Below are 20,313 nucleotides of genomic sequence, written 5' to 3'. Positions count from 1 at the left end.
ACTTAGGTGTCCCAAATACGCGGACGGCAAGGCTCAAGCTGCCACCAATGATGTCGCAAGACTTCTCTGATTTGATAAAAAGCTTCAAAACAGCCGCGCACATCTGAACCGATATAACGGATATTCACGGCCTGACCGTTATGAGTACAATAAACCGGTAATCTAGCCTCAGCAATCATATGGCGTAATGCAACGATGGTATTGTCTAAATAGCGAGCTAGGGCCTGCTTCATCGTTGCTAAGGCTGTCTCGTCTGATTGTGCGGCAGAGGCAGGCAGTGCAGCGTTGTCATGTACATCGCTCAAACTTGGCACTGCCCAAAACGATCCATAAATATGCTGATCTGCTAGTCCTAGACTCGATGTAAACCAGCGACTTTGGGCAGCCTGTTTGACCCGATCAGCAACGATAACCTTACCTTCTCGGTAGATATTTAATCCAGTATGGTAGCGCCCTTGCAGGAACTGCTCATCATATGCTTGCCGCCCAAATACGCTAATCTCCCAAGTCAGCAAGCTAGACGAGTCAGCTAAATCAAAACGGCTCACTGCATGCATATTGGCTTCGTTATAAATAATACTCTCTTGTGGTAGCCATTCTAAGCGAACATGTGCGGCGAGTTTGGCTTGCAGATATTGGCTTGCATAGGCAGCTATCTTGTCTTGGCTCATACTTTGGTGCGTGTCGTTGTCGTCCGACCGAGCTTTATGTTTTTGGCTGACACCGTCATTACCATACCACTTGCCCGCCCCTGGTGTGGTGATAACAGCATGGCTGCCATTGTCTAAATGCAACTCTATCGTCAGCGTATCACCGCCTGCGATACCTGCTGGCGGATATAACATCAATATATGGCAAATGCCTTGCTGCACACGTGGCTCAGGATATAGGGCACGCTGTACCATAAGCGCGCCCGTGTGCTTACGATGAGATAGCCGCGTCTTAGCGGTAGCAGCCATACTTTTGACAGTATCTTTGCGCTTAACAGTGTCAAAACTCAATGTTAAAGAAGAAGCCCAACTCATTTTATATACTCATTTGCTCATTTTACTCATTAAATACAATCTAGTAATCTGGTTCCTGACCAAAAAGTCAGTTAATTTCACTGTCTATACAAGCATTATGCCAACTCATATGCAAACACTCTTACATACACTCCACCATCACACCCAACATAATGATTTTACTTTGGTTTTGACTGTATATTTTTTCTTACTAACATGACAAAGCTGGTTTAGCTATTTTTTAATCAGCCTTTTACCGCTGATAACTATTAGATAAATAACGGTTTGCACCAAATTGTGGCGTTTTTCGTTAATATGCACCATTTTTTAGCATTCAAACTTGGACTATTAACACACTATGTCAGGCCGCACTTTCTACTTATAAGAATAACTATGAGTAAATGCGCTTAAGGATTCTTTTGACAACCCACATTTGCACAATTGAATAGTAAGATAGGTAGATTGCAAGGCAGTTAATCAGGTATTCTATGTTAAAAGTATGGTGAGACACTGCTCTATGATATCCATATCGGGGTAAGTTTCTGTGGGATACGCCTGATTTGCAGATAGAATCTGCCTTTTTTGGATATTCTTTCAACTTATATATAAAAATATAGCGGACTCACTTTTTCACCTATTTTATGTACAAACGGGTTTTATAGGCTTGAATAGTGGGCGTAGTCCCCCTATAAACTACCCATTAGCACAAAACATACCAGACAATAAAACCATTTTAACTGTTTTTTATTTTATCCCTTTATCGATAGGACTTTTCTATGACAGATTATGAACGCATCACTGCTAACCCACATTTTGATATGCTAATGAGCGCTCACAAAGAAGTACAAACCACCCAAGCGGCGCTAGTACCAATGGTGGTTGAGCAGTCTTCACGCGGTGAACGCTCGTTTGATATTTTTTCACGCCTATTGCGTGAGCGTGTGATCTTTTTGACAGGCCAAGTCGAAGACCATATGGCCAATCTAATCGTCGCACAGCTGCTATTTCTAGAAGCTGAAAACCCTGACAAAGACATTCATTTGTATATCAATTCACCAGGTGGCTCAGTAAGTGCAGGCTTGGCAATCTTTGATACCATGAACTTTATCAAACCTGAAGTATCCACCATCTGTATGGGCGGTGCTTATAGCATGGGCTCATTCTTGTTGGCCGCGGGTCAAAAAGGTAAGCGCTACTCACTCGCCAATGCTCGCGTGATGATTCACCAGCCATCAGGCGGCGCGCAAGGCCAAGCGACTGATATCGAGATTAATGCTCGTGAAATCCTCAAAATCCGTGATCGCCTAAACCGCATTTTGGCTGAGCGCACCGGCCAGCCACTCGAAAAAATCGAAAAAGACGTCGAGCGCGATTTTTGGTTAGATGCTGAGGAAGCCAAAGAGTACGGTTTGGTTGATGAAGTATTAGAGCGCCGTCCTGAATCTTTGTAATCTCAAATAAGCGCTACGCCTCTCAAACGAGTGCGCCATCATAAGAATAGTTATAGTCTGTTTGTATGGTAAATCAATATGCCGCTCATACCTGATAGATCGTAAGCAGGTATGAGCGTTCAACCAATACAACCATCGATATGTCGCAAATAGACTAACCAGTTTTAAACTTTAGGAGCGCCTTTTATGGCAGAAGATAACACCCCGCATTGTTCGTTTTGTGGTAAAGCCAAAAGTGATGTACAGCAGCTGATTGCTGCTGATGACGCCAATATCTGCAATGAATGTATCGAGCTATGTACTGATCTAATCGCAGACAGTGCAGAACACAGCGATGACGACAGCGACGTAGATACCTCATGGGTCAACAAAAAGCTACCTACCCCAAAAGAGCTGCGTGCCAAGCTTGATGAGTATGTCATCGGTCAGGACGCTGCCAAAAAAGCGTTATCGGTCGCGGTATATAACCATTACAAACGTCTAAAAGTCAGCCAGACACTTGCCAATAACAGCAAAAAAGCCAAAATCGGTGCTGATGACGCGATGGTAGAATTGGCAAAAAGTAACATTTTGCTGATTGGCCCAACGGGTTCTGGTAAGACCTTGCTGGCGCAAACCTTGGCTCGTCTGCTTGATGTGCCATTTGCAATGGCCGATGCCACCACCTTGACCGAAGCAGGGTATGTCGGTGAAGACGTTGAGAACATCGTGCAAAAGCTACTACAAGCGTCTGACTACGATGTGGCCAAAGCGGAACAAGGCATCATCTATATTGATGAAATCGACAAAATTAGCAAAAAAGGTGATAACCCATCGATTACCCGTGATGTATCGGGCGAAGGCGTGCAGCAAGCGCTGCTAAAGCTGATCGAAGGCACCGTTGCTGCGATTCCGCCGCACGGTGGTCGTAAGCATCCACAGCAAGAGCTGATCCAAGTCGATACCAGTAACATCCTAATCATCGTCGGCGGCGCGTTTGCAGGACTTGATAAAGTCATTCAGCAACGTACCGAAAAAGGTGGTATCGGCTTTAACGCAGATGTTAGCTCAAAAGACGACAGCCGTCGTAGCTCAGACTTGCTACAAGAAGTTGAGCCAGAAGATTTGATCAAGTTTGGTTTGATTCCTGAGCTCATCGGTCGTCTGCCTGTGCTTGCAGCGCTCAAAGAGCTTGATGAAGAAGCCTTAGTCCAAATCCTTACCGAACCTAAGAACGCACTGGTCAAACAGTACAAGTACTTGTTCGATATGGAAGGTGCTGAGATCAGCTTTACAGATGAAGCACTTGATGCCATCGCCAAAAAAGCAATGGAGCGTAAAACTGGCGCGCGCGGTCTACGTTCTATCGTAGAAAACGCCCTGCTTGAGACCATGTATGAGCTACCTTCTATGGAAAATGCCAAGACCGTGATGGTTGATGCAGAAGTCATCAATGAAGGTAAAATACCTAAAATTGCTTAATGCATAATGCGACTTAGATGGCTCATTATTAGTAATGAGGTATTCAAAAAAAGCGTCTGGCCTTATAAGCCACGGCGCTTTTTTATGTCTATCGATCGCCTAAATTATTTATCAAAAATTTGATTAACCTTTATATTCCAAGAACACTTAACAGTATAGTGCTTTAGAGATAATTGACGCTCCTCATTACAAAATGATAGCAGTATTTATCAATCGCAAGTAGACCTCATGATTAATCATGCTAATGTAGATAGTCTATTGCGACTTTTATTCTACTGCTGTTTTCCAACGTCTATGGCACCTATGAATACTCACTCTTAATAATACAAAGGACTGTTTATTATGCTTAACAATATAACCACGATGGCGTCCTCATTACGCCAGCACCTGCCCTTTTATACACCCAGCGAACAAGATAATGATATTGCACCTTATTACCAAAATCATGTCGCCGCCATTACTGGCGCAGGTTCTGGGATGGGACGCGAGCTTGCGCTTCACTTAGCAAAAATGGGCTGTCATGTGGCGCTATCAGACATCAATGTAGAACAACTGACACGAACCAAAGAGATGCTGGTTGGTTATGATGTTAAGGTCACCATGACTGTACTTGATGTATCAGACAATGACGCTATGCAAGCGTGGGCGGATAGCGTGATGCGCGACCATGGCAAAGTCAATTTCATCTTTAACAATGCAGGCGTGGCCTTCTCTTCGACGATAGAGGGCGCTAGTATTGAGGAGCTTGAATGGGTGATGGATATCAATTTTTGGGGCGTGGTTTATGGCACCAAAGCGTTTTTGCCACTCATCAAAAACAGTGTCAAACAAAGCGAGGTGACGAGTGATAATCAAAACGATCAACCCCGCCAGTTTAAAGAACATGGTCATGTGATCAATATCTCCAGCTTGTTTGGTTTGACCGCTCAGCCTTCATATTCTGCTTATAATGCCAGTAAGTTTGCGGTACGCGGCTTTACAGAAAGCCTGCGTCAAGAGCTTAACATTCAGAATTGCGGTGTATCAGCGACCTGTATCCATCCAGGCGGTATCAAAACCAATATTGCCAATAGCGCACGTGGCAATGATAGTACCAGTACGGTCGGTATGCCTACTGGTGATAAAGCCATTAAAAGCTTTAATAAACTGTTGAAATTTGATGCCAGCGAAGCAGCTTGGATTATTTTACATGCCGCTGCGACCAATCAGCAGCGCTGCTTAATTGGGAATGATGCCAAAATGGTTGATGCCATTCAGCGGGTATTCCCATCACATTATAGTGAAGTTATAAACGACATCACTCAGTTATCGCGTAAACTAAAACCAAGACGCAATAACAAGCGTAGTGATAAAACAAGTACCGCACCATAACTAACTGACGCTCCTTAAATAAAAAAGCCCTACTGTTTTTGAACAGCAGGGCTTTTTTGTTGTATGGTCACGAATACAAATTTTTAACCGTTTTTAGGGCAGCTTCATATCACCAGCGACTAGCCAGCCCATACGGCGCATGATGTAAGCGACCAAACCTGCAATCACTGCAGGCAATACAAACATCAGAAGGACAATCGCTGTCCATAATTGGGTCGTACTCATGATTTCTTGTGATGCTTCAATAACGCCGAACACACCAACCAGACCAGCGGTACCCATGCCCGCCCCTGTCGCCGTACAAGCCAAGCCAAATCCGACAGTCGCGATAGGGCCAACGATCGCGCTCGCAATAACGGCAGGCAGCAAAACGATAGGTTTTTTTAGCACATTAGGGATTTGCAGCATGCTGGTTCCCAATCCTTGAGATATCACGCCACTAAATCCATTATCCTTAAAACTGGCCACGGCAAAACCAATCATATGCGCGGCACAGCCAACAACTGCGGCACCGCCCGCCAAACCCCCAAGGCCAATCGCAATACAAATGGCAGCGCTCGATGTCGGTAGCGTCAATAAGATACCAACGACGACTGCAATCACGATACCCATCAGCAATGGCTGTAGCTCAGTTGCCGCGTGAATCCCTTGCCCAATCGCATTAACTGCCGCAACAACAGGCGGATTGAGCAGCGCACAGACCAATAGCGCGATACCACACACTGCTAAGGGCACTAATAAAATATCGAGCTTGGTCTTGCCTGCGATCCACGTACCAGCGCGATAAGCGAATACAGACGTCAGATAAGCGCCGATTGGGTTGCCTGGCAGTGCTACAAAGGTCGCAGGGCCACCCTCTTGTGGTATGAATAGCGTTCCTGCCATTAGTGCTTCAGAATGCGCACCCAACATACCTGCTACAAGGCAGCTAAGCATCACGAGTGTTGGCGCTTTTAAATAATAAGCGATACCTACCCCAATGCCCGCCCCCATCAATATTGACGCAAGCTTACCCACGGCGATTAATGCGGGCAAATTCAACCAGCCACCGATTTGCGAGATAATCAAGCCAGCAATTAGTGTGACAAATAGCCCTAACGCCATGCCCGTAAAGGCATTGATAAAGTACTTTTGAAAGAATGCTTTGATAACGCCTGCTTGCGGTACTGCTGAGGGAGATGCTGTCATAACCATACTCTTTATGAATATTTTGATTAAGGAGAAAAGATAATAGAGTGCTTAATAAATTAAAGAGATAAAAAAAGCGTCATGACGACGCTTTTTTATGATCACAAATACTTCTTATATATACCGATTATTATATATAGCGCTTGGACTAACGACGCTGTTCAACGATAATAGAGTCAATACCGTTATTTTGTAGGCGCTGCTGTGCTGTTGTCACTGCCTGACGGTTACTTAACGGACGCGAGATTACCTGATAGATAGGTAAGCCATTACCTGTCGTATTTTTGACTACTCTGGCATCCACGCCTGCCATCAATACTTGGGCGCGGCGACGATCTGCTTCATCTGCATCACTAAAGCTATTGATCTGCAAAATATAGGTCGCAGCAGGTTTGGCCGCTTGAATACTTGCCGTACCTGCTCCTGCATTGTTGTTACGGGTCGCAGAGTTGCTGGTGTTAGCAGGTGGCGTGCCATCATAAGTTGCGTCCTCTTCAACAACAACAATATCGTCGCCCGCAGCAGTATTACTACCGCCACTGGTCTCGCCTGCAGGACTTTCCACATTACCAAAGCTACCAGCATTATCTATACCATTAGCTGCCGTACTATCCGGCTGGGTCACGACGACATCCGGCTCAAACGCGCCAATATCTCCTATCTGATCGTTATCAATCTCAGCGATATCTTCATCAGGAATGGTTGCCATCTCTTGATTGGGCAAAATATCGTAGAATTCATAATCGCCATTATCGGTATCAGTATCTACGCGCGGCTGCACCTGCCTGTCAGGATCGTTCTCGGCGCTACCATCAGCGGGACTAAAGTTGAATAATGGTGAAAGGTAGATAAATACCCCGATCATAAGGGTCAATACCGCCCCAACAAACATCCACAATAAGCCCGATACGCTACTTGATTTGCGCTTTTCTGTTGCGCCTTTCGGTTTTTTGGCTAGCATGGATCTCGTTCTCCCTACTGAATTTAACGGTCATCATCGAATTAATGCTATTGGCTGTCTATACTCATGTCACATGTTAGAAAATGACTACATAGCAGAAGGTGCTGACAAACCAAGCAGACCAAGGCCGTTCGCCAAGACCTGTCTAACTGCTTTGGACAAGCGCAAACGTGCTTGCATCAATGCCATCTCATCTGAGCTTGGTGTTTCACCTGTCGTGAGACTGACAGGCAAAATGCGATTGGTGTCATACCAACCATGGAACAATGCAGCAAGCTCTTTTAAGTAGTTAGTCAAGACATGCGGCTCGTAGCCAGTCGCTGCACGTAATAGTGTCGCTGGATAACCAGCTAACAGTTTAATCAACTCGTCTTCATTGGGCGCATTAAGCAAATCTTGATGTGCCAAACCAACAGCATCATCTACTGCCAAATCGTAGGTTGCCAGTTTTTCTAATACACGGCAAACGCGCGCATGCGCATACTGAATATAATACACTTGATTGTCTTTGCTTTGTGATTTGGCAAGCTCTAAATCAAAGTCAATGTGTACTTCAGGCTTACGCGCGACATAGTAAAAACGCGCCGCATCATTGCCGACTTCTGCACGTAAATCACGCAAAGTAACGAACTGACCTGAGCGTGAAGACATTTGTACTTTTTCACTGCCGCGCCACAATGCCACAAACTGTACGAGCACGACATCAAGACGTTCAGCATCAATCCCCAACGCGAGCAGCGCCGCTTTTACGCGTGGCACATAACCATGGTGGTCGGCGCCCCAAACGTTAATCACTTTGTCAAAACCGCGATCAAACTTGTTTTTATGATAAGCAATATCCGAGGCAAAATACGTCGACTGACCATTAGCACGGCGAACCACGCGGTCTTTTTCATCACCAAAATCGGTCGATTTGAACCAGATGTTGCCGTCTTTTTCGTACAAGTAACCTTTGTCATCGAGTATTTGTAGGACAGGCTCAATCTCGCTATCAATCGATCTTTCACTGAACCAGCACTCGTAGCTCACACCAAAGTCATTCAAATCGTCTTTGATATCGGCCAAAATACTGCTCAAGGCGGCATTTAAAAACAGCGCATAGCTGTCACCAAGCAAGGCTTTGCTACCCGCAATCAAGCCATCAATATGCGCTTCTTTGTCACCTGAAATGAGCGTTTTTTCGCCATCCGCATTGATCTCAAACTTTGCGTCTTCTGGTACGTCTTTGGCAACATCGGCAAAACGATGAACGTAGCTGTCACCATGCTGCGTTTTTAATGTCTGTGCGATATCACTGACATAATCGCCTTGGTAGCCGTTGATTGGGAACGTGATTTGCTCACCATTTAGCGCCAAATAACGCAAATAGGTACTGGTCGCCAAAATATCCATCTGACGACCCGCATCATTGACATAATACTCGCGAGTGACGTCGTAACCGATGGCTTCTAGTAAGTTTGATACGCTCATACCAAACGCTGCACCGCGTCCGTGACCGACATGCAGGCTTGAGGTCGGATTGGCAGAGACAAACTCGACTTGTACCTTTTGACCATCAAACTGATTACTCAGACCAAAACGATCTTGCTGAGTAAAAATATCGTCCAATACCGCAAACTTAGCCTCTGAGTTTAAAAATACGTTGATAAACCCAGGACCGGCGATTTCTACTTGGCGAATGTCTTGATTCTCAGGGAGTGCATTGACGATTTTTTCGGCAAGTTGGCGTGGATTGGCCTTGGCCGCTTTGGCCGCCGTCAGTGCGATATTGCTGGCAAAATCACCGTGGCTTAAATCTTTCGTACGCGTGATTTGGCTGTTGTTCTGCCAGTCGCTTGGTAGCGTACCATCTGCTTGTAGGGTTTGAATGGCATCATTGAATAGGGATGCAAGCGTATCAATTTGGGCTTGTGACATAGGGATTTGAACTCAATTAAATAAACAACAAAAACGGTGCGAATGCGAGCAGTCGATAACTGCTTATTATAGTGCCGACCGACATTGCAGGGATAAAATAATGCAAAAAGATAAGTAATCTGTAAATATAACAATCTTTGCGCTTTATTGCACCATTTGCGCCAAAATTAGCCCTAAAATCTTACCGTTATGACAACTAATATTGATAATTGGGATTAATATAAATTTTGTTCGCTCGTTTGCTGATGCTTAGTAAAATAAATCTGGTATAAATAATATAAAATCAATGAGCGAATGACTTTGTCAATTGTAGCGTTCCTGTTGCCCGATACTGGGCAGTCGTTTATACCCAACCGCTTACACGTTATAATGATGGTTTATATTGCGCTTCTATGACGCTTTTACGCCATAGAAGACGCGTTATTACCCTATAGGATTACGCTATGTTTGCTATTGCTGCCAGTACGGTCACCAGTTGGGGCTTGTACGTCTTACTGCCGATATTCATCGCTTTCTTATTCTTTATCATGTGGGATATCTCTAAAACTTCTGATGCTGGGCGCGCAGGTACCTTTTGGATCTTTTTGGCCCTTGGCGCAGGCTCTGTTGGTTTCATCCTTAAAATAGTCATGGAAGTCGCTTTCAAAAAATGGCTGATATAATCAGTCATTTTTCGTCATTAAATCCCAAATATTTCTTATCGAGCCTTATCGATAATTGCTTGTGTTTGCTTAGCAGATAGATCATATAATGCAGCGTCACTTCCAGCGGGCTGCAATGTCCCATAGTTTTTATTATTTAACCACAGCTCAGCCTTATCTTTGGATACTTTTGATGCCAACTGAATTTGTGCCTTTGGCAGCGCTACTTTTGGCGATACGGTGAATAGCACTGAAACAGGCTTATCTATTGAGGCGTCACTTGAGTAGCCTGCCACTCGGCAAGTACGCGTATTATCACAAACCACTTGCCAGTCGTCTTGTACAAAACCTGAATCTTTGGATGGTGTCCCGTATCCTGCGAGAGCAGGTAGCGATAGCAAGCTGATGGTAGCTACAATAAAAGTCTTGCTACTTTTTCGCAATCAAAGTCGCACGCATGGGTGCAGGATATCCTTCGATGGTCTTAGTTGAGTCATTAGGATCTAAGAAGTCTGCTAACGAATGATAGGTCATCCATTCGGTTTTTCGTTGTTCCTTCATTGAGGTGACAGCCACATCGACACAACGCACTTCTGAGAAACCTGCTTTTTCTAGCCAACCTATCAATGCGGCGACCGATGGTAAAAAATACACGTTATTCATCTGCGCGTAGCGGTCGTGCGGTACTAGGACTGTATTGGCATCGCCTTCGATAACTAACGTCTCAAGCACTAGCTCACCGCCTTTGACCAACTGCCCTTTCAACTGTTGTAAATGCTCGAACGGTGACTGGCGATGATAGAGCACACCCATGCTAAATACGGTGTCAAACAGTTGGCTATGCTCTGGCAAGGCCTCGAGCGGCACAGGAATATAATGCGTACGGTAACGGCCTGTATTATGAGTATGGGCATCCGCGCTACCGACAAAATGACGAATCGCCATAAACTGATGGTAAAACAAGCATGACGGATCAATAATAATGACCGTGTCCGCGCCAGCCCCTGCCATACGCCAACCGTGATAGCCAGAACCTCCGCCCACATCCAATACACGCCGACCATCAAGCCTACTTAAATGCGGCGCAACACGTTGCCATTTCCAATCACTATGCCACTCGGTATCGATCTTAATACCTGACTCATCATCGCCGATTTGACCGCCAATCTGAAATGGGCCTTTACGCCACGGCATCAACTGCTTTAATAACGCCGTTGTTTGTTTGCGCTGAGACTCATTTAGACTTGCCTCAATCGTCAATATATCGCTGTTGAGATCGACGTGATTGACAGCCAATTGTGGTAAACGAGCGACTGACGCTTGATAAGCAGGCGCATGTGCGTAGTTAGCTTTGTCCTTGATGTCATTTAACCATGTTGGCAGTCGCGTCAGCCACTCATAAGCGCTCGGCTGCTGCTGAGCCAGCTCTAATAGGGTTAAATATAGTTCGCGTTCGGCGTGCGTAATTGTGTCGTTTAGCATAGAAGCAGATTACCGTAATGATGAAGAAATAACTGTGTTAAAAGTAAGGATTATTTAAACGCCACAATAGAGACAAAATTTAAAAACTGAAACCACGTCAGATGACGTTTAAAGCCAACCTGATCTAACCGTGCATGATGCTCATCTAGCGTATCGGTAATCAGCACGTTTTCTAATGCATTACGCTTGCCACTGATTTCCATTTCGGTATAGCCATTGGCACGCTTAAAGTCATAATAACGCTCAACCAACCACGCATCATACTGCTCATCAAAGGCATGAGTTTTTTCGGTTAATACCAGTATGCCGCCTTCGCTCAAGGCCGCATAGATTTTTTCTAATACTGCGACTCTATCGGCTGCTGGTAAAAACTGTAGCGTTAGGTTTAAAATCACCATGTCGCATGGCTCAAGCTCAACGTCGCGAATGTCTGCAGTAATGACTTCGATATCGTGCTCAGGATAATTGTCACTCAATAACGTCGTGGCTTCGGACGTCATCGCGGGGGAGATATCAATCGCCTTAATCTGCAAGTCTTGCGGGTCAAACTCACCAGCCAGCGTCATACTGGCGGCACCAAGCGAGCAGCCCAAGTCATAAATACGGCTAACGCGTTGACCACTATCGCCCTGCTGACGATACTTGCAGTGACGACGGGCAAATATGGGCAGCATGGCCAATACCTGACCATAACCGGGTACGCTACGGCGAATCATATCGGGGAAACAAGCCACCACTTGCTCATCAAAAGAAAAACGCGCCGCTTTGTCCAGCGGTGTGGTAAATAGCGTATCATGCTGGATGGCTGGGGCAGTATCGGGCGTTGGCTGGCTCATGGTCACACTCATTATTCAAATAAAATGATTGGCAAACCGCACCGTTTTTATTAGCGCTGCGGTCATACCACACGTAGCAAAAGCCCATTATAACATTACTGTTTGTTACTTATCGCCACCAGATGCCCTGCTAAGCTAAACGATATTGTTTGATAGATAACACCTAGGCAAACAACGATGATTTTATATTTATAAAAATAGGAAAAAATTATGCAAACAATCGTATTAGGCGGTGGCTGCTTTTGGTGCACCGAGTCTGTCTTTTTATCCGTAAAAGGCGTGCAGTCTGTCGTTTCAGGCTATATGGGCGGCGATGCAGTATCAGCCAATTATGAAGCCGTATGCGGTGGTGACACTGGACACGTCGAAGTCATCAAAGTCGAATTTGATGAGACGACCGTCCCGTTGGAAGTCATCCTCGACGTATTTTTTGCCACGCATGATCCCACAACGATGGATCGTCAAGGCAATGATGTTGGCAGTCAGTATCGCAGCGTGGTCTTTTATACTGAGGAAGATCAAAAACCAACGGTTGATCGCACCATTAATAAGCTGCGTGATATGGGCATCAATGTCGTCACAGAAGTACACCCTGCTGTTGAATTTTACCGCGCAGAAGAGGCGCATCAAGACTTCTTTAACAGAAATCCAGGACAGGCTTATTGCAATTTTGCCATACCACCAAAGCTTGCCAAACTGCGTAAAGAATTTAGTCAATATATGACGAGCTAAACGATTGATTAACAAATCCTGCTTGCTAACAGCCAAATGCTTATAAAATAGGTGTTTGGCTTTTTATTGTGTTCAGCATTTTCAAATAAGACGTTATTATAAAGATATCAACAAATACCTATAGATAGGCGTAAATTATGAATCCCGAATTTTGGCACAAACGCTGGCAAGAAAAGCGTATCGGATTTAATCAGTCAGCTGTTAATCCATTATTAACTGAGTATATTGATCACTTAGATTTAGCAGTCGGTAGCCGTATCTTTGTGCCTCTTTGCGGCAAATCTATCGATATGGTTTGGCTCGCGGCACAAGGGTATGATGTGGTGGGCGTTGAGTTGGTTGAGACAGCCGTACAAGCATTCTTTGCTGAACAAAATATCCAACCTATTGTCTCTCAGCATGTAGAAAATCCAGATATTAAATACTACCAAGGTCAGCTGGTAGATGGTGATGAGCAGCGAAATATTACACTCTGGGCCGCTGATATCTTTGCTTTGACCTCTACAGATCTAGGTACTATCGATGCGATATATGATAAAGCAGCTTTGATTGCTCTGCCAGCTGATATGCGTCCCGACTATAGCGAACAGATACGTAAAGTTAGCGACAATGCGCCACAATTGCTAATAACGCTTAATTACGATCAAAACAAAAAAGATGGGCCGCCATTCTCTATCAATCATGAGCAATTGCAGCAATATTATGGCAGTCACTATCAGATCTGTGAGCTATCAAGCGAACCTTCTTCTATAGGGTCTGCACCCAATCTAAAAGTCACAGAGCATATTTGGCTCTTGAAATAAGCAGTAAAGAATTGGTTTGCGCAGCAATGAGTTAGTACTCAATCACAAGGAAGAAGCGCAATGAAAATATTCGTTGATCTGATAAGTTTGATTGCTGTCTTACTGGTCGCGCTTGCAGGGCCACTTTATAAGTTTGGCTTGATTGAGTTAGCGAATGCGTTTACAGGGTTTAAATTTGGGGTATTTTATTTGCTGGTATTGCGGCATCAATACTATTAGCCATACAGCTATTGTTTAAGCGAAATACAGCGAGCATTGGTAGTGCGTTAATCTCAGCAGTGCTTGCTATCACTGCCATTGCCATACCACTCAGCATGATGAATACCGCCAAAAACGTACCGCCCATCCATGATATCTCGACCGACTTGGTGAACCCACCTGCATTTGTCGCCATTGCCCCACTACGCGCTGATGCACCCAATCCAGTCGCTTACGATGGTATCGAGACCGCAGAACAACAGCGTATCGGTTATCCTGAATTACAGACATTACGCTATGACCAAACGCAACCTGAATTGGTTGCGGCAAGCACACAAGCCATTGAAAACTTGGGCTGGGAGCTAGTCAATATTGATGCAGACAAAGGCATTATAGAAGCGACGGATACCACTGCTTGGTTCAGTTTTAAAGACGATATCGTCGTCCGTATCACGGATAGCGAGAATGAACGTTTAGTCGATATACGCAGCAAATCACGAATTGGTGGCAGCGACTTGGGTAAAAATGCGGCGCGGATTCATGGCTTTATTGACGCGTTAGACGGTGAGCTGGCTAACTGAGTCTTTTTTGCTTGCTACGGTCTTTTTAAAGTTAAGTACCAGTTAATGCTGGGCTCTGTCTCTAATGAAATGCTCTTGTAACCTCACGCGAACGTCAGCTTATAGTAACTGAGTGCTGCGATACCTTTTCTTTATTATTGGGATTGGTTACTCTACCTTGATACCACTTTTAGCCTTTTGATTTTTGTCTCTTAGCAACCAACTTAACGTTTATAGGATATTTTCATGCGTTTGAATCCTTTTTCTACCTTGTCATTGCTTAGTGTTGCAGTTGGCATTAGCCTTGCGAGCACTGCCCAAGCAGCTCAGCCGCCCGCTCCAGATCTGTCCAATAGTGAATTTCAGCAATGCTTGGATGGCCTAAAAAATTCGAGCAAGTTTCGCGGTGTCAGTAGCTATACCTTTAACAACTATCGTCCAAGCCAGCCTGATCCTAGTGTCATTCAGTCACTCAACTATCAGCCAGAGTTTCAAAAAGACGTTTGGGATTATCTATCCGCGCTAGTAGACAAAGAGCGTGTCGAAGATGGTATCCGTGCCAAGCGCCAGTGGCGTGACACGCTGCGCCAAATCGAATCGCGCTATGGCGTAAAAGCGGAGCATGTGCTTGGCGTGTGGGGCGTAGAGTCTAACTTTGGTCAGACGCTGGGCAAAAAGCCATTGTTTGAATCGTTAGCGACGTTGTCTTGTTTTGATCGTCGTCAAAGCTACTTTCAAGGTGAGTATGCCAATGCCCTAAAAATCGTACAAAATGGTGATATCGCGCCCAATGATATGACAGGCTCATGGGCAGGTGCCTTTGGGCAAACGCAGTTTATGCCTAGTACCTTCTTAGAGCTAGCAGTAGACGGTGACGGCGATGGACGTCGTGACCTTGTTAATAGTGTGCCTGATGCGCTCGCCTCTACTGCAAATTTTTTAGACAAACGTGGTTATCGCACGGGTGAGCCTTGGGGTTATGAAGTCAAACTACCTGATGGATTTTGGGCGGCTTCCAACCGTAAAGACAAAAAATCTATCAGCCATTGGCGCAATCAAGGTCTAACGCTGGCTAACGGTAGTCCGCTGCCTTATGACTTGAGTAGTGCGGGTTTATTGCTACCAGCTGGTGTCGATGGTCCTGCGTTTTTGGTTGGTAAAAACTTTGATACGTTCTACTCGTATAATGCGTCAGAAAACTATGCTTTGGCGATCGCCCATTTATCAGATTTGATCACTCGTGAAGATAGTAGCAAAACGGACTTCATCACCGCTTGGCCAACAGATGATCCTGGTATCAGTCGTCAACAAGCAAAAGATATTCAGCAAGCCTTACTAAATGCAGGGTACGATATTGGTGGTGTTGATGGCATCATTGGGGACAACACGCGCACGGCTATCCAGCAATATCAGACCAGTCATGGCATTTTCCCAGCAGATGGACGCGCAGGCCAAAAGTTCTATCGTGCTATCGTTGGTAATGCAGCACCAAGTCAAGTCAAGTACGGTCAGCCAGCAAATAGCCGACCTTTGAACCCTGCGCCTGCCGATCGTATGGGGCAGCTAATTGAGCAGCAGACCACTACGCCTAATAGCTATTCTTCTCAACCATCGATAAGTCCTTCAACTTCTACTAATACGCGCTATCGCCGTGTTGCTAGTGCCGATGGGACGATCAAGCTAGTTCGCATTGACGAAGGGTCATAATAATATAACGAATAGTCCTACCGTAAATCATTAAAAAAGCCACGCTATGATTAGCGTGGCTTTTTTAGGTTTGATGCCTAGTGAAGACCTTCACCTATCGCATCGATATTTAAAGAAAGATTTAGACAATAGGTGGCGGATTTGGCTTACCGTTGTCACCGTCCCAGTTTTCACGAGCGTTATCATCTAGATCAGCAGGCGTTTTTGGCTCCCACTTGCCATTTTCTTTCCAAGTCGCATCACCCCAGTCTTCATCTTCTGCTTTTCTATCCAAATCTTTGTAGGCTTGGCTTGGATCGATGCCGCGACGTTTCATATCTGCCACTTGTTCTTCTAGTGTATGAAATTGATCAGCGTCATGCATGTTTTTCTCTAGACCATCAAGCTCTCTTAATAACTCGTCATTTTTAGCGTTGCTCATTGTATGCTCTCCTTAATCGGTCAATAGTGTAATACGTTTTATGCATTTTTAATTTTAATACCAGTTTTAATATAAATAAGATTAGTATCTGATGGTTCTTATTATCACGAGTCTTGAATCGATTCACAACCATTGCCGCGTATGCTTTGTATTACAAAACGTAGTCATGGTCACCGTGAGCATTTCTGCAGAGAATTTTTGATGATATTAAAGGGTAGCAGTCATGAGGATGGATCTTATTCAGACGTTTGAGAATCTTCATTTTCTAGTAGGCTTCTGGCATGAAAAGTAAGCTTCCAAAGCTCTTGTGACAAACGTGTACCGTAGGTCGTCAATTGTATCCAGTTGGCGCTTACTAGCTGACGTTGTAGGTTATTGAGATCATCTTGAGAGATTTGGCAGCGTGAGACAGCGTGAACGTTTGGCATATCGTTTTTGATATCTATCTCAGCTTTTGGGGAGATCAGACGATTAATGGCATTTTGTAGCCCGTAGCTCGAAAATGTAGACGGTATTTTCATTAAGGTGATTAATACTTCTTGCCAAGATAATATTACTTCTCTGGTAACATCCTTCAAGTTACCACCTTCATAAGCTTGAGCACTATATTGCACATCAAACGTTTGTGTCAATACAATTGGTTTGCTAACATTGTCAGCCGCAAAACCCTCATCAATAGAACGTTCTTTCTTGGTATTAGTATTAGTATTAGTATTAGTATTAGTATTAGTATTAGTATTAGTATTAGTATTGGTATTAGTATTGGTATTGGTGTTGGTGTTGGTATTAGTGTTGGTATTAGTATTCTTAGATAAGAGATCAGCAAGTCTTTCGGCGACCGTTTGTCGACTAAATTTAATCATCTCCTCAGTCGCTCTCACCCAGCCACCTCTCACTTTATGACTGGCTACTGCGCTGTAGTAGGCTTGTACGAGTAACGCTTCGATATCGTCCTCTGTATCATAGTAATAAATCTGATTGTCTTGCCTAGAGACGAGTTTAATCAGTTCTTGTAATTGGCGACTGACACCCGTCTCTTGGTAGTGATTTTTGATGAAAATCAGTAGGGGCTTGGCTTTAGCTTTGGCATTCAGGTAACTCAAATGCATTTGGCTCACGCCTGTCTTTTGTACGGCTCCGTAACTGTCTCCAATGATCATCAATGCATAATCACAAGAATCAATACATTGTCGACCATATAGCGAAGCTTTTGGCAACTTGCTAGACACATCATAAGTCAAAAACGCCCGTACTTGAAAAAATATCGCTACGCTGTCCAACACCAATAATTGATCGTTGTCAGCACATATAACATGAATATGATAGCGGCGATGTGGCACGATTACCTCTGAGCTTAGGTTGCGGCATAAAAGGGAATAAAACGAAATAGAGCAAAAATATCTTGTTTTGTATCAACTCGCACAGTCTTGCGAAAATACATTCGACGTATTTTAACCACATCCATGCTGCAATAAAGGTTTTTGCATAAATATCTTTGCTCACCATTACTCAGAATAGTATTGCAGTATAGTCTCTTGACCAAGTAAACGCTCAATCAAAGCGCTTAGTCTATCACTATATTTAGTCGCATGGAAAATTAATGGCTGTCTAATATCGACATTTGTCTTATTAATCGCACTCAAATCCTGAGTACTTGTCTCATTATAAAGAGTGGCTGACATCTGATTTGCGACCAATAGCTGCTTGACTCGTTCAGCGATGGCTTGCCCAGAGTCAACCACCTGTATGGCCAACTGCTGCTGCGCAATTTCGTCTAATAAAAACGATTTGAAAAATGGATAATGTGTACAGCCGAGCACTAGCTGGTCAATACCCTCGTTAGCAAATGCCCGTAGCTGTTGGCGCAAGCGCTGCGCGGTCTCATCTTGTAATGGCATGCCAGCCTCAACCCAAGGTACCAGCTGTGGATCAAAATATTTTGTCACCACCGTACCATTTGGATTGGCAAAATTGGTAATAACGTCATTAAGCAGCCGGCCATTGAGCGTCGCCTTCGTGGCCAATACCGCGACATGACCGCTGTTGCTTGCCAATATCGCAGGCTTTAACGCTGGTACTAGACCTACAATAGGCATATTCGGATAAGATCGTCTCGCTGTATCTAGGGCATAAGCTGATGCGCTATTACAAGCGATCACAATCAGCTTACAGCCTTGCTTATGCAGCCATTCAACGGCTTTTAGCGTGAGCGACTCGATATCATCGCTCTCGCGGTTGCCATAAGGGACATTTAAGGTATCAGCGTAATATATATAGCGCTCATTAGGTAGTTGCTGGGCTAAATGCAAATAAACCGATAAGCCGCCAATCCCCGAATCGAATAGTCCTATCGGAGCACGTTGGGCATCATCAATGCTGATTGCATCGATAATCATTGCATTCATGCCAGCATTGTTAATAGCAGTGTTTGACAGCACATGACTATCCAAAATATTTGTGTGTTCTATATTTGCCTGACTTGTTGTCATCTGATTTGCAGCACTCGCCATCGTTACTTCACCGCCATTTTTAGATACATATCATCATCTCTATATTATCTCTGATTTCTACTCAATCAGAGATATCTGCGTTTCTTGTATTATGACATCTCCACTGATGAAATGGATTTTATTGTCATAATCTATAAATGCTGCTGTTGATGTATTAACGTTTAATGGTCTGGCATAGTCATAGAGTAAGACTTCCCACCGCTTTGTAAGGTCAACATCGTCTTACCATCATGCTCTGTTAGTTCACCAATCTCCGTCAAATGATAAAAGGTATTGCGTCCAATCAGCGCGTTCAGACCATTTCTTACTGGCATATAAGGGCGTACTTGCGACTCATCTATACGGTCTGCGGCATTATCAGGCTGATATGCTTGTAAGCTAATGAGATGCTCATCGTCCAAGCGAACCACGTCACCGGTGGTGGTCACAAACTCCAACCAGCTCACCTCATTTTCTTTTACGATACCGACATCATTGATCAGCAATGGCACATCTTCTACTTGAATACGAATTTTTTGCACAGGAGTTTTCAAAAAATATTCGGTTACACCGTCACTCTCTTCTTTCCACAAAATGGTTGCAAAGAGATTGACGAGTGACTGTCTGGTCATTTCTCCACCCTCATGCCACCACTCGCCATTTGCTTTTATCACCAGATCCATATCGGCAATATTTTCCGGATGCCATTTATCAAGCGGCGGTATTGCCCTCCCTTCACGAGTGGCAGCGGTTGATTTGAGATATTGGCTGAGGGCATTCATATTATTTAGACTGGAGGTCTTATTGACTGGGGCTTCCAAATTATTTCCGTTATTCCCATCAGTATAATTGTTATCATTATTCATCGCACAATCCTTTATCTAGTATTCAAAGTTTGGCAAATCTATTATTACTATAAATTTTTGTTTCGGGTATGATGAAGCTTTATCATCTAAACACCCTTATTGTTTCAATATAACCTTAACACCGTTGCTCATAAATGCGTATCGTGTTTGTAGGACTTTTCTTTTATAATGAGTAACGATTTTTTATTGAAATGGTCAAGTAGATTTTGTATTGATGACACATTT

The 20,313-nt window shown here is 44.2% G+C and carries 20 protein-coding genes; 9 read left to right on the top strand and 11 right to left on the bottom strand.

The window, feature by feature from the left end:
• Positions 1-2 precede the first annotated feature (2 nt).
• Positions 3-1,025 (bottom strand): urease accessory protein UreD, encoded by a 1,023-nt coding sequence (locus GYK50_RS01560; RefSeq protein ID WP_212564116.1) that lies wholly within the window; start codon positions 1,023-1,025, stop codon positions 3-5.
• An 803-nt stretch (positions 1,026-1,828) separates the two neighbouring features.
• On the opposite strand from GYK50_RS01560, the gene clpP reads away from it, so the two are divergent.
• The 3 genes from clpP (at position 1,829) to GYK50_RS01545 (ending at position 5,287) form a co-directional block, all read left to right on the top strand.
• Entirely contained in the window at positions 1,829-2,455 is a 627-nt protein-coding gene (gene clpP, locus GYK50_RS01555) for an ATP-dependent Clp endopeptidase proteolytic subunit ClpP (protein WP_212564481.1), read from the top strand.
• A gap of 186 nt (positions 2,456-2,641) precedes the next feature.
• The gene (gene clpX, locus GYK50_RS01550; RefSeq protein ID WP_071002879.1) at positions 2,642-3,916 is read left to right on the top strand and encodes an ATP-dependent protease ATP-binding subunit ClpX; all 1,275 of its coding nucleotides are present in this window, start codon (positions 2,642-2,644) and stop codon (positions 3,914-3,916) included.
• A 342-nt stretch (positions 3,917-4,258) separates the two neighbouring features.
• Positions 4,259-5,287 (top strand): SDR family NAD(P)-dependent oxidoreductase, encoded by a 1,029-nt coding sequence (locus GYK50_RS01545; protein WP_083328923.1) that lies wholly within the window; start codon positions 4,259-4,261, stop codon positions 5,285-5,287.
• 93 nt (positions 5,288-5,380) lie between these two features.
• Here the strand turns inward: GYK50_RS01545 and GYK50_RS01540 are convergent, their stop codons facing one another.
• The 3 genes from GYK50_RS01540 to argS all read right to left on the bottom strand — a co-directional run bounded on the left by GYK50_RS01540 (position 5,381) and on the right by argS (position 9,353).
• Complete coding sequence (locus tag GYK50_RS01540) at positions 5,381-6,475, bottom strand: PTS sugar transporter subunit IIC (protein ID WP_212564115.1); 1,095 nt, start codon at positions 6,473-6,475, stop codon at positions 5,381-5,383.
• Between the two features lie 148 nt (positions 6,476-6,623).
• Positions 6,624-7,436, bottom strand: a complete 813-nt coding sequence (locus GYK50_RS01535) for an SPOR domain-containing protein (protein ID WP_071002877.1) — start codon at positions 7,434-7,436, stop codon at positions 6,624-6,626.
• An 87-nt stretch (positions 7,437-7,523) separates the two neighbouring features.
• Positions 7,524-9,353, bottom strand: coding sequence for an arginine--tRNA ligase (argS, locus tag GYK50_RS01530; RefSeq protein ID WP_071002876.1), 1,830 nt, complete (start codon positions 9,351-9,353; stop codon positions 7,524-7,526).
• A gap of 443 nt (positions 9,354-9,796) precedes the next feature.
• Here argS and GYK50_RS01525 point away from each other — a divergent pair, with 443 nt between their 5' ends.
• The gene (locus GYK50_RS01525) at positions 9,797-10,015 is read left to right on the top strand and encodes a DUF2788 domain-containing protein (RefSeq protein ID WP_071002875.1); all 219 of its coding nucleotides are present in this window, start codon (positions 9,797-9,799) and stop codon (positions 10,013-10,015) included.
• A gap of 35 nt (positions 10,016-10,050) precedes the next feature.
• On the opposite strand, the gene GYK50_RS01520 is transcribed toward GYK50_RS01525, so the two are convergent.
• From GYK50_RS01520 to cmoA, 3 genes are read right to left on the bottom strand one after another with little or no spacing between them, the layout of a single operon-like run.
• Entirely contained in the window at positions 10,051-10,437 is a 387-nt protein-coding gene (locus tag GYK50_RS01520; RefSeq protein ID WP_071002874.1) for a DUF1176 domain-containing protein, read from the bottom strand.
• Positions 10,424-11,476: a tRNA 5-methoxyuridine(34)/uridine 5-oxyacetic acid(34) synthase CmoB gene (gene cmoB, locus GYK50_RS01515; protein WP_071002873.1), complete on the bottom strand. Its 1,053-nt coding sequence runs from the start codon at positions 11,474-11,476 to the stop codon at positions 10,424-10,426. Before cmoB ends, GYK50_RS01520 begins: the two co-directional genes overlap by 14 nt.
• Before the next feature lie 50 nt (positions 11,477-11,526).
• Positions 11,527-12,312: a carboxy-S-adenosyl-L-methionine synthase CmoA gene (gene cmoA, locus GYK50_RS01510; RefSeq protein ID WP_212564114.1), complete on the bottom strand. Its 786-nt coding sequence runs from the start codon at positions 12,310-12,312 to the stop codon at positions 11,527-11,529.
• 210 nt (positions 12,313-12,522) lie between these two features.
• Here cmoA and msrA point away from each other — a divergent pair, with 210 nt between their 5' ends.
• The 5 genes from msrA (at position 12,523) to GYK50_RS01490 (ending at position 16,312) form a co-directional block, all read left to right on the top strand.
• On the top strand, positions 12,523-13,044 hold the full coding sequence (gene msrA / locus GYK50_RS01505) for a peptide-methionine (S)-S-oxide reductase MsrA (RefSeq protein ID WP_212564113.1): 522 nt from the start codon (positions 12,523-12,525) through the stop codon (positions 13,042-13,044).
• 137 nt (positions 13,045-13,181) lie between these two features.
• Entirely contained in the window at positions 13,182-13,847 is a 666-nt protein-coding gene (gene tmpT, locus GYK50_RS01500) for a thiopurine S-methyltransferase (RefSeq protein WP_212564112.1), read from the top strand.
• 60 nt (positions 13,848-13,907) lie between these two features.
• Positions 13,908-14,066: a hypothetical protein gene (locus tag GYK50_RS12770; protein ID WP_340050293.1), complete on the top strand. Its 159-nt coding sequence runs from the start codon at positions 13,908-13,910 to the stop codon at positions 14,064-14,066.
• Positions 14,067-14,077: 11 nt separating this feature from the next.
• Positions 14,078-14,626 carry a DUF1499 domain-containing protein gene (locus GYK50_RS01495; RefSeq protein ID WP_340050292.1) on the top strand — a complete coding sequence of 183 codons (549 nt, stop codon included), beginning with the start codon at positions 14,078-14,080 and terminating at the stop codon, positions 14,624-14,626.
• Positions 14,627-14,851: 225 nt separating this feature from the next.
• Positions 14,852-16,312 carry a lytic murein transglycosylase gene (locus GYK50_RS01490; RefSeq protein WP_212564111.1) on the top strand — a complete coding sequence of 487 codons (1,461 nt, stop codon included), beginning with the start codon at positions 14,852-14,854 and terminating at the stop codon, positions 16,310-16,312.
• A 121-nt stretch (positions 16,313-16,433) separates the two neighbouring features.
• On the opposite strand, the gene GYK50_RS01485 is transcribed toward GYK50_RS01490, so the two are convergent.
• The 4 genes from GYK50_RS01485 to GYK50_RS01470 form a co-directional block, all read right to left on the bottom strand.
• On the bottom strand, positions 16,434-16,733 hold the full coding sequence (locus GYK50_RS01485; RefSeq protein ID WP_212564110.1) for a hypothetical protein: 300 nt from the start codon (positions 16,731-16,733) through the stop codon (positions 16,434-16,436).
• A gap of 236 nt (positions 16,734-16,969) precedes the next feature.
• The gene (locus GYK50_RS01480; protein WP_212564109.1) at positions 16,970-18,073 is read right to left on the bottom strand and encodes a DUF4062 domain-containing protein; all 1,104 of its coding nucleotides are present in this window, start codon (positions 18,071-18,073) and stop codon (positions 16,970-16,972) included.
• 165 nt (positions 18,074-18,238) lie between these two features.
• Entirely contained in the window at positions 18,239-19,129 is an 891-nt protein-coding gene (murI, locus tag GYK50_RS01475; RefSeq protein ID WP_420070480.1) for a glutamate racemase, read from the bottom strand.
• A 275-nt stretch (positions 19,130-19,404) separates the two neighbouring features.
• Positions 19,405-20,088, bottom strand: a complete 684-nt coding sequence (locus GYK50_RS01470) for a DUF1285 domain-containing protein (protein WP_212564108.1) — start codon at positions 20,086-20,088, stop codon at positions 19,405-19,407.
• Between the last annotated feature and the right edge of the window lie 225 nt (positions 20,089-20,313).

This window comes from Psychrobacter pacificensis, assembly GCF_018336615.1.
Lineage (GTDB): Bacteria > Pseudomonadota > Gammaproteobacteria > Pseudomonadales > Moraxellaceae > Psychrobacter > Psychrobacter pacificensis.
This window is presented reverse-complemented; position numbering and strand designations above follow the sequence as displayed.

Coding starts and splice junctions, on each gene's coding strand:
- GYK50_RS01560 (WP_212564116.1), bottom strand. CDS start 1,025: ATGAGTTGGGCTTCTTCTTTAACATTGAGTTTTGACACTGTTAAGCGC.
- clpP (WP_212564481.1), top strand. CDS start 1,829: ATGAGCGCTCACAAAGAAGTACAAACCACCCAAGCGGCGCTAGTACCA.
- clpX (WP_071002879.1), top strand. CDS start 2,642: ATGGCAGAAGATAACACCCCGCATTGTTCGTTTTGTGGTAAAGCCAAA.
- GYK50_RS01545 (WP_083328923.1), top strand. CDS start 4,259: ATGCTTAACAATATAACCACGATGGCGTCCTCATTACGCCAGCACCTG.
- GYK50_RS01540 (WP_212564115.1), bottom strand. CDS start 6,475: ATGACAGCATCTCCCTCAGCAGTACCGCAAGCAGGCGTTATCAAAGCA.
- GYK50_RS01535 (WP_071002877.1), bottom strand. CDS start 7,436: ATGCTAGCCAAAAAACCGAAAGGCGCAACAGAAAAGCGCAAATCAAGT.
- argS (WP_071002876.1), bottom strand. CDS start 9,353: ATGTCACAAGCCCAAATTGATACGCTTGCATCCCTATTCAATGATGCC.
- GYK50_RS01525 (WP_071002875.1), top strand. CDS start 9,797: ATGTTTGCTATTGCTGCCAGTACGGTCACCAGTTGGGGCTTGTACGTC.
- cmoB (WP_071002873.1), bottom strand. CDS start 11,476: ATGCTAAACGACACAATTACGCACGCCGAACGCGAACTATATTTAACC.
- cmoA (WP_212564114.1), bottom strand. CDS start 12,312: ATGAGCCAGCCAACGCCCGATACTGCCCCAGCCATCCAGCATGATACG.
- msrA (WP_212564113.1), top strand. CDS start 12,523: ATGCAAACAATCGTATTAGGCGGTGGCTGCTTTTGGTGCACCGAGTCT.
- tmpT (WP_212564112.1), top strand. CDS start 13,182: ATGAATCCCGAATTTTGGCACAAACGCTGGCAAGAAAAGCGTATCGGA.
- GYK50_RS12770 (WP_340050293.1), top strand. CDS start 13,908: ATGAAAATATTCGTTGATCTGATAAGTTTGATTGCTGTCTTACTGGTC.
- GYK50_RS01490 (WP_212564111.1), top strand. CDS start 14,852: ATGCGTTTGAATCCTTTTTCTACCTTGTCATTGCTTAGTGTTGCAGTT.
- GYK50_RS01485 (WP_212564110.1), bottom strand. CDS start 16,733: ATGAGCAACGCTAAAAATGACGAGTTATTAAGAGAGCTTGATGGTCTA.
- murI (WP_420070480.1), bottom strand. CDS start 19,129: ATGATTATCGATGCAATCAGCATTGATGATGCCCAACGTGCTCCGATA.
- GYK50_RS01470 (WP_212564108.1), bottom strand. CDS start 20,088: ATGAATAATGATAACAATTATACTGATGGGAATAACGGAAATAATTTG.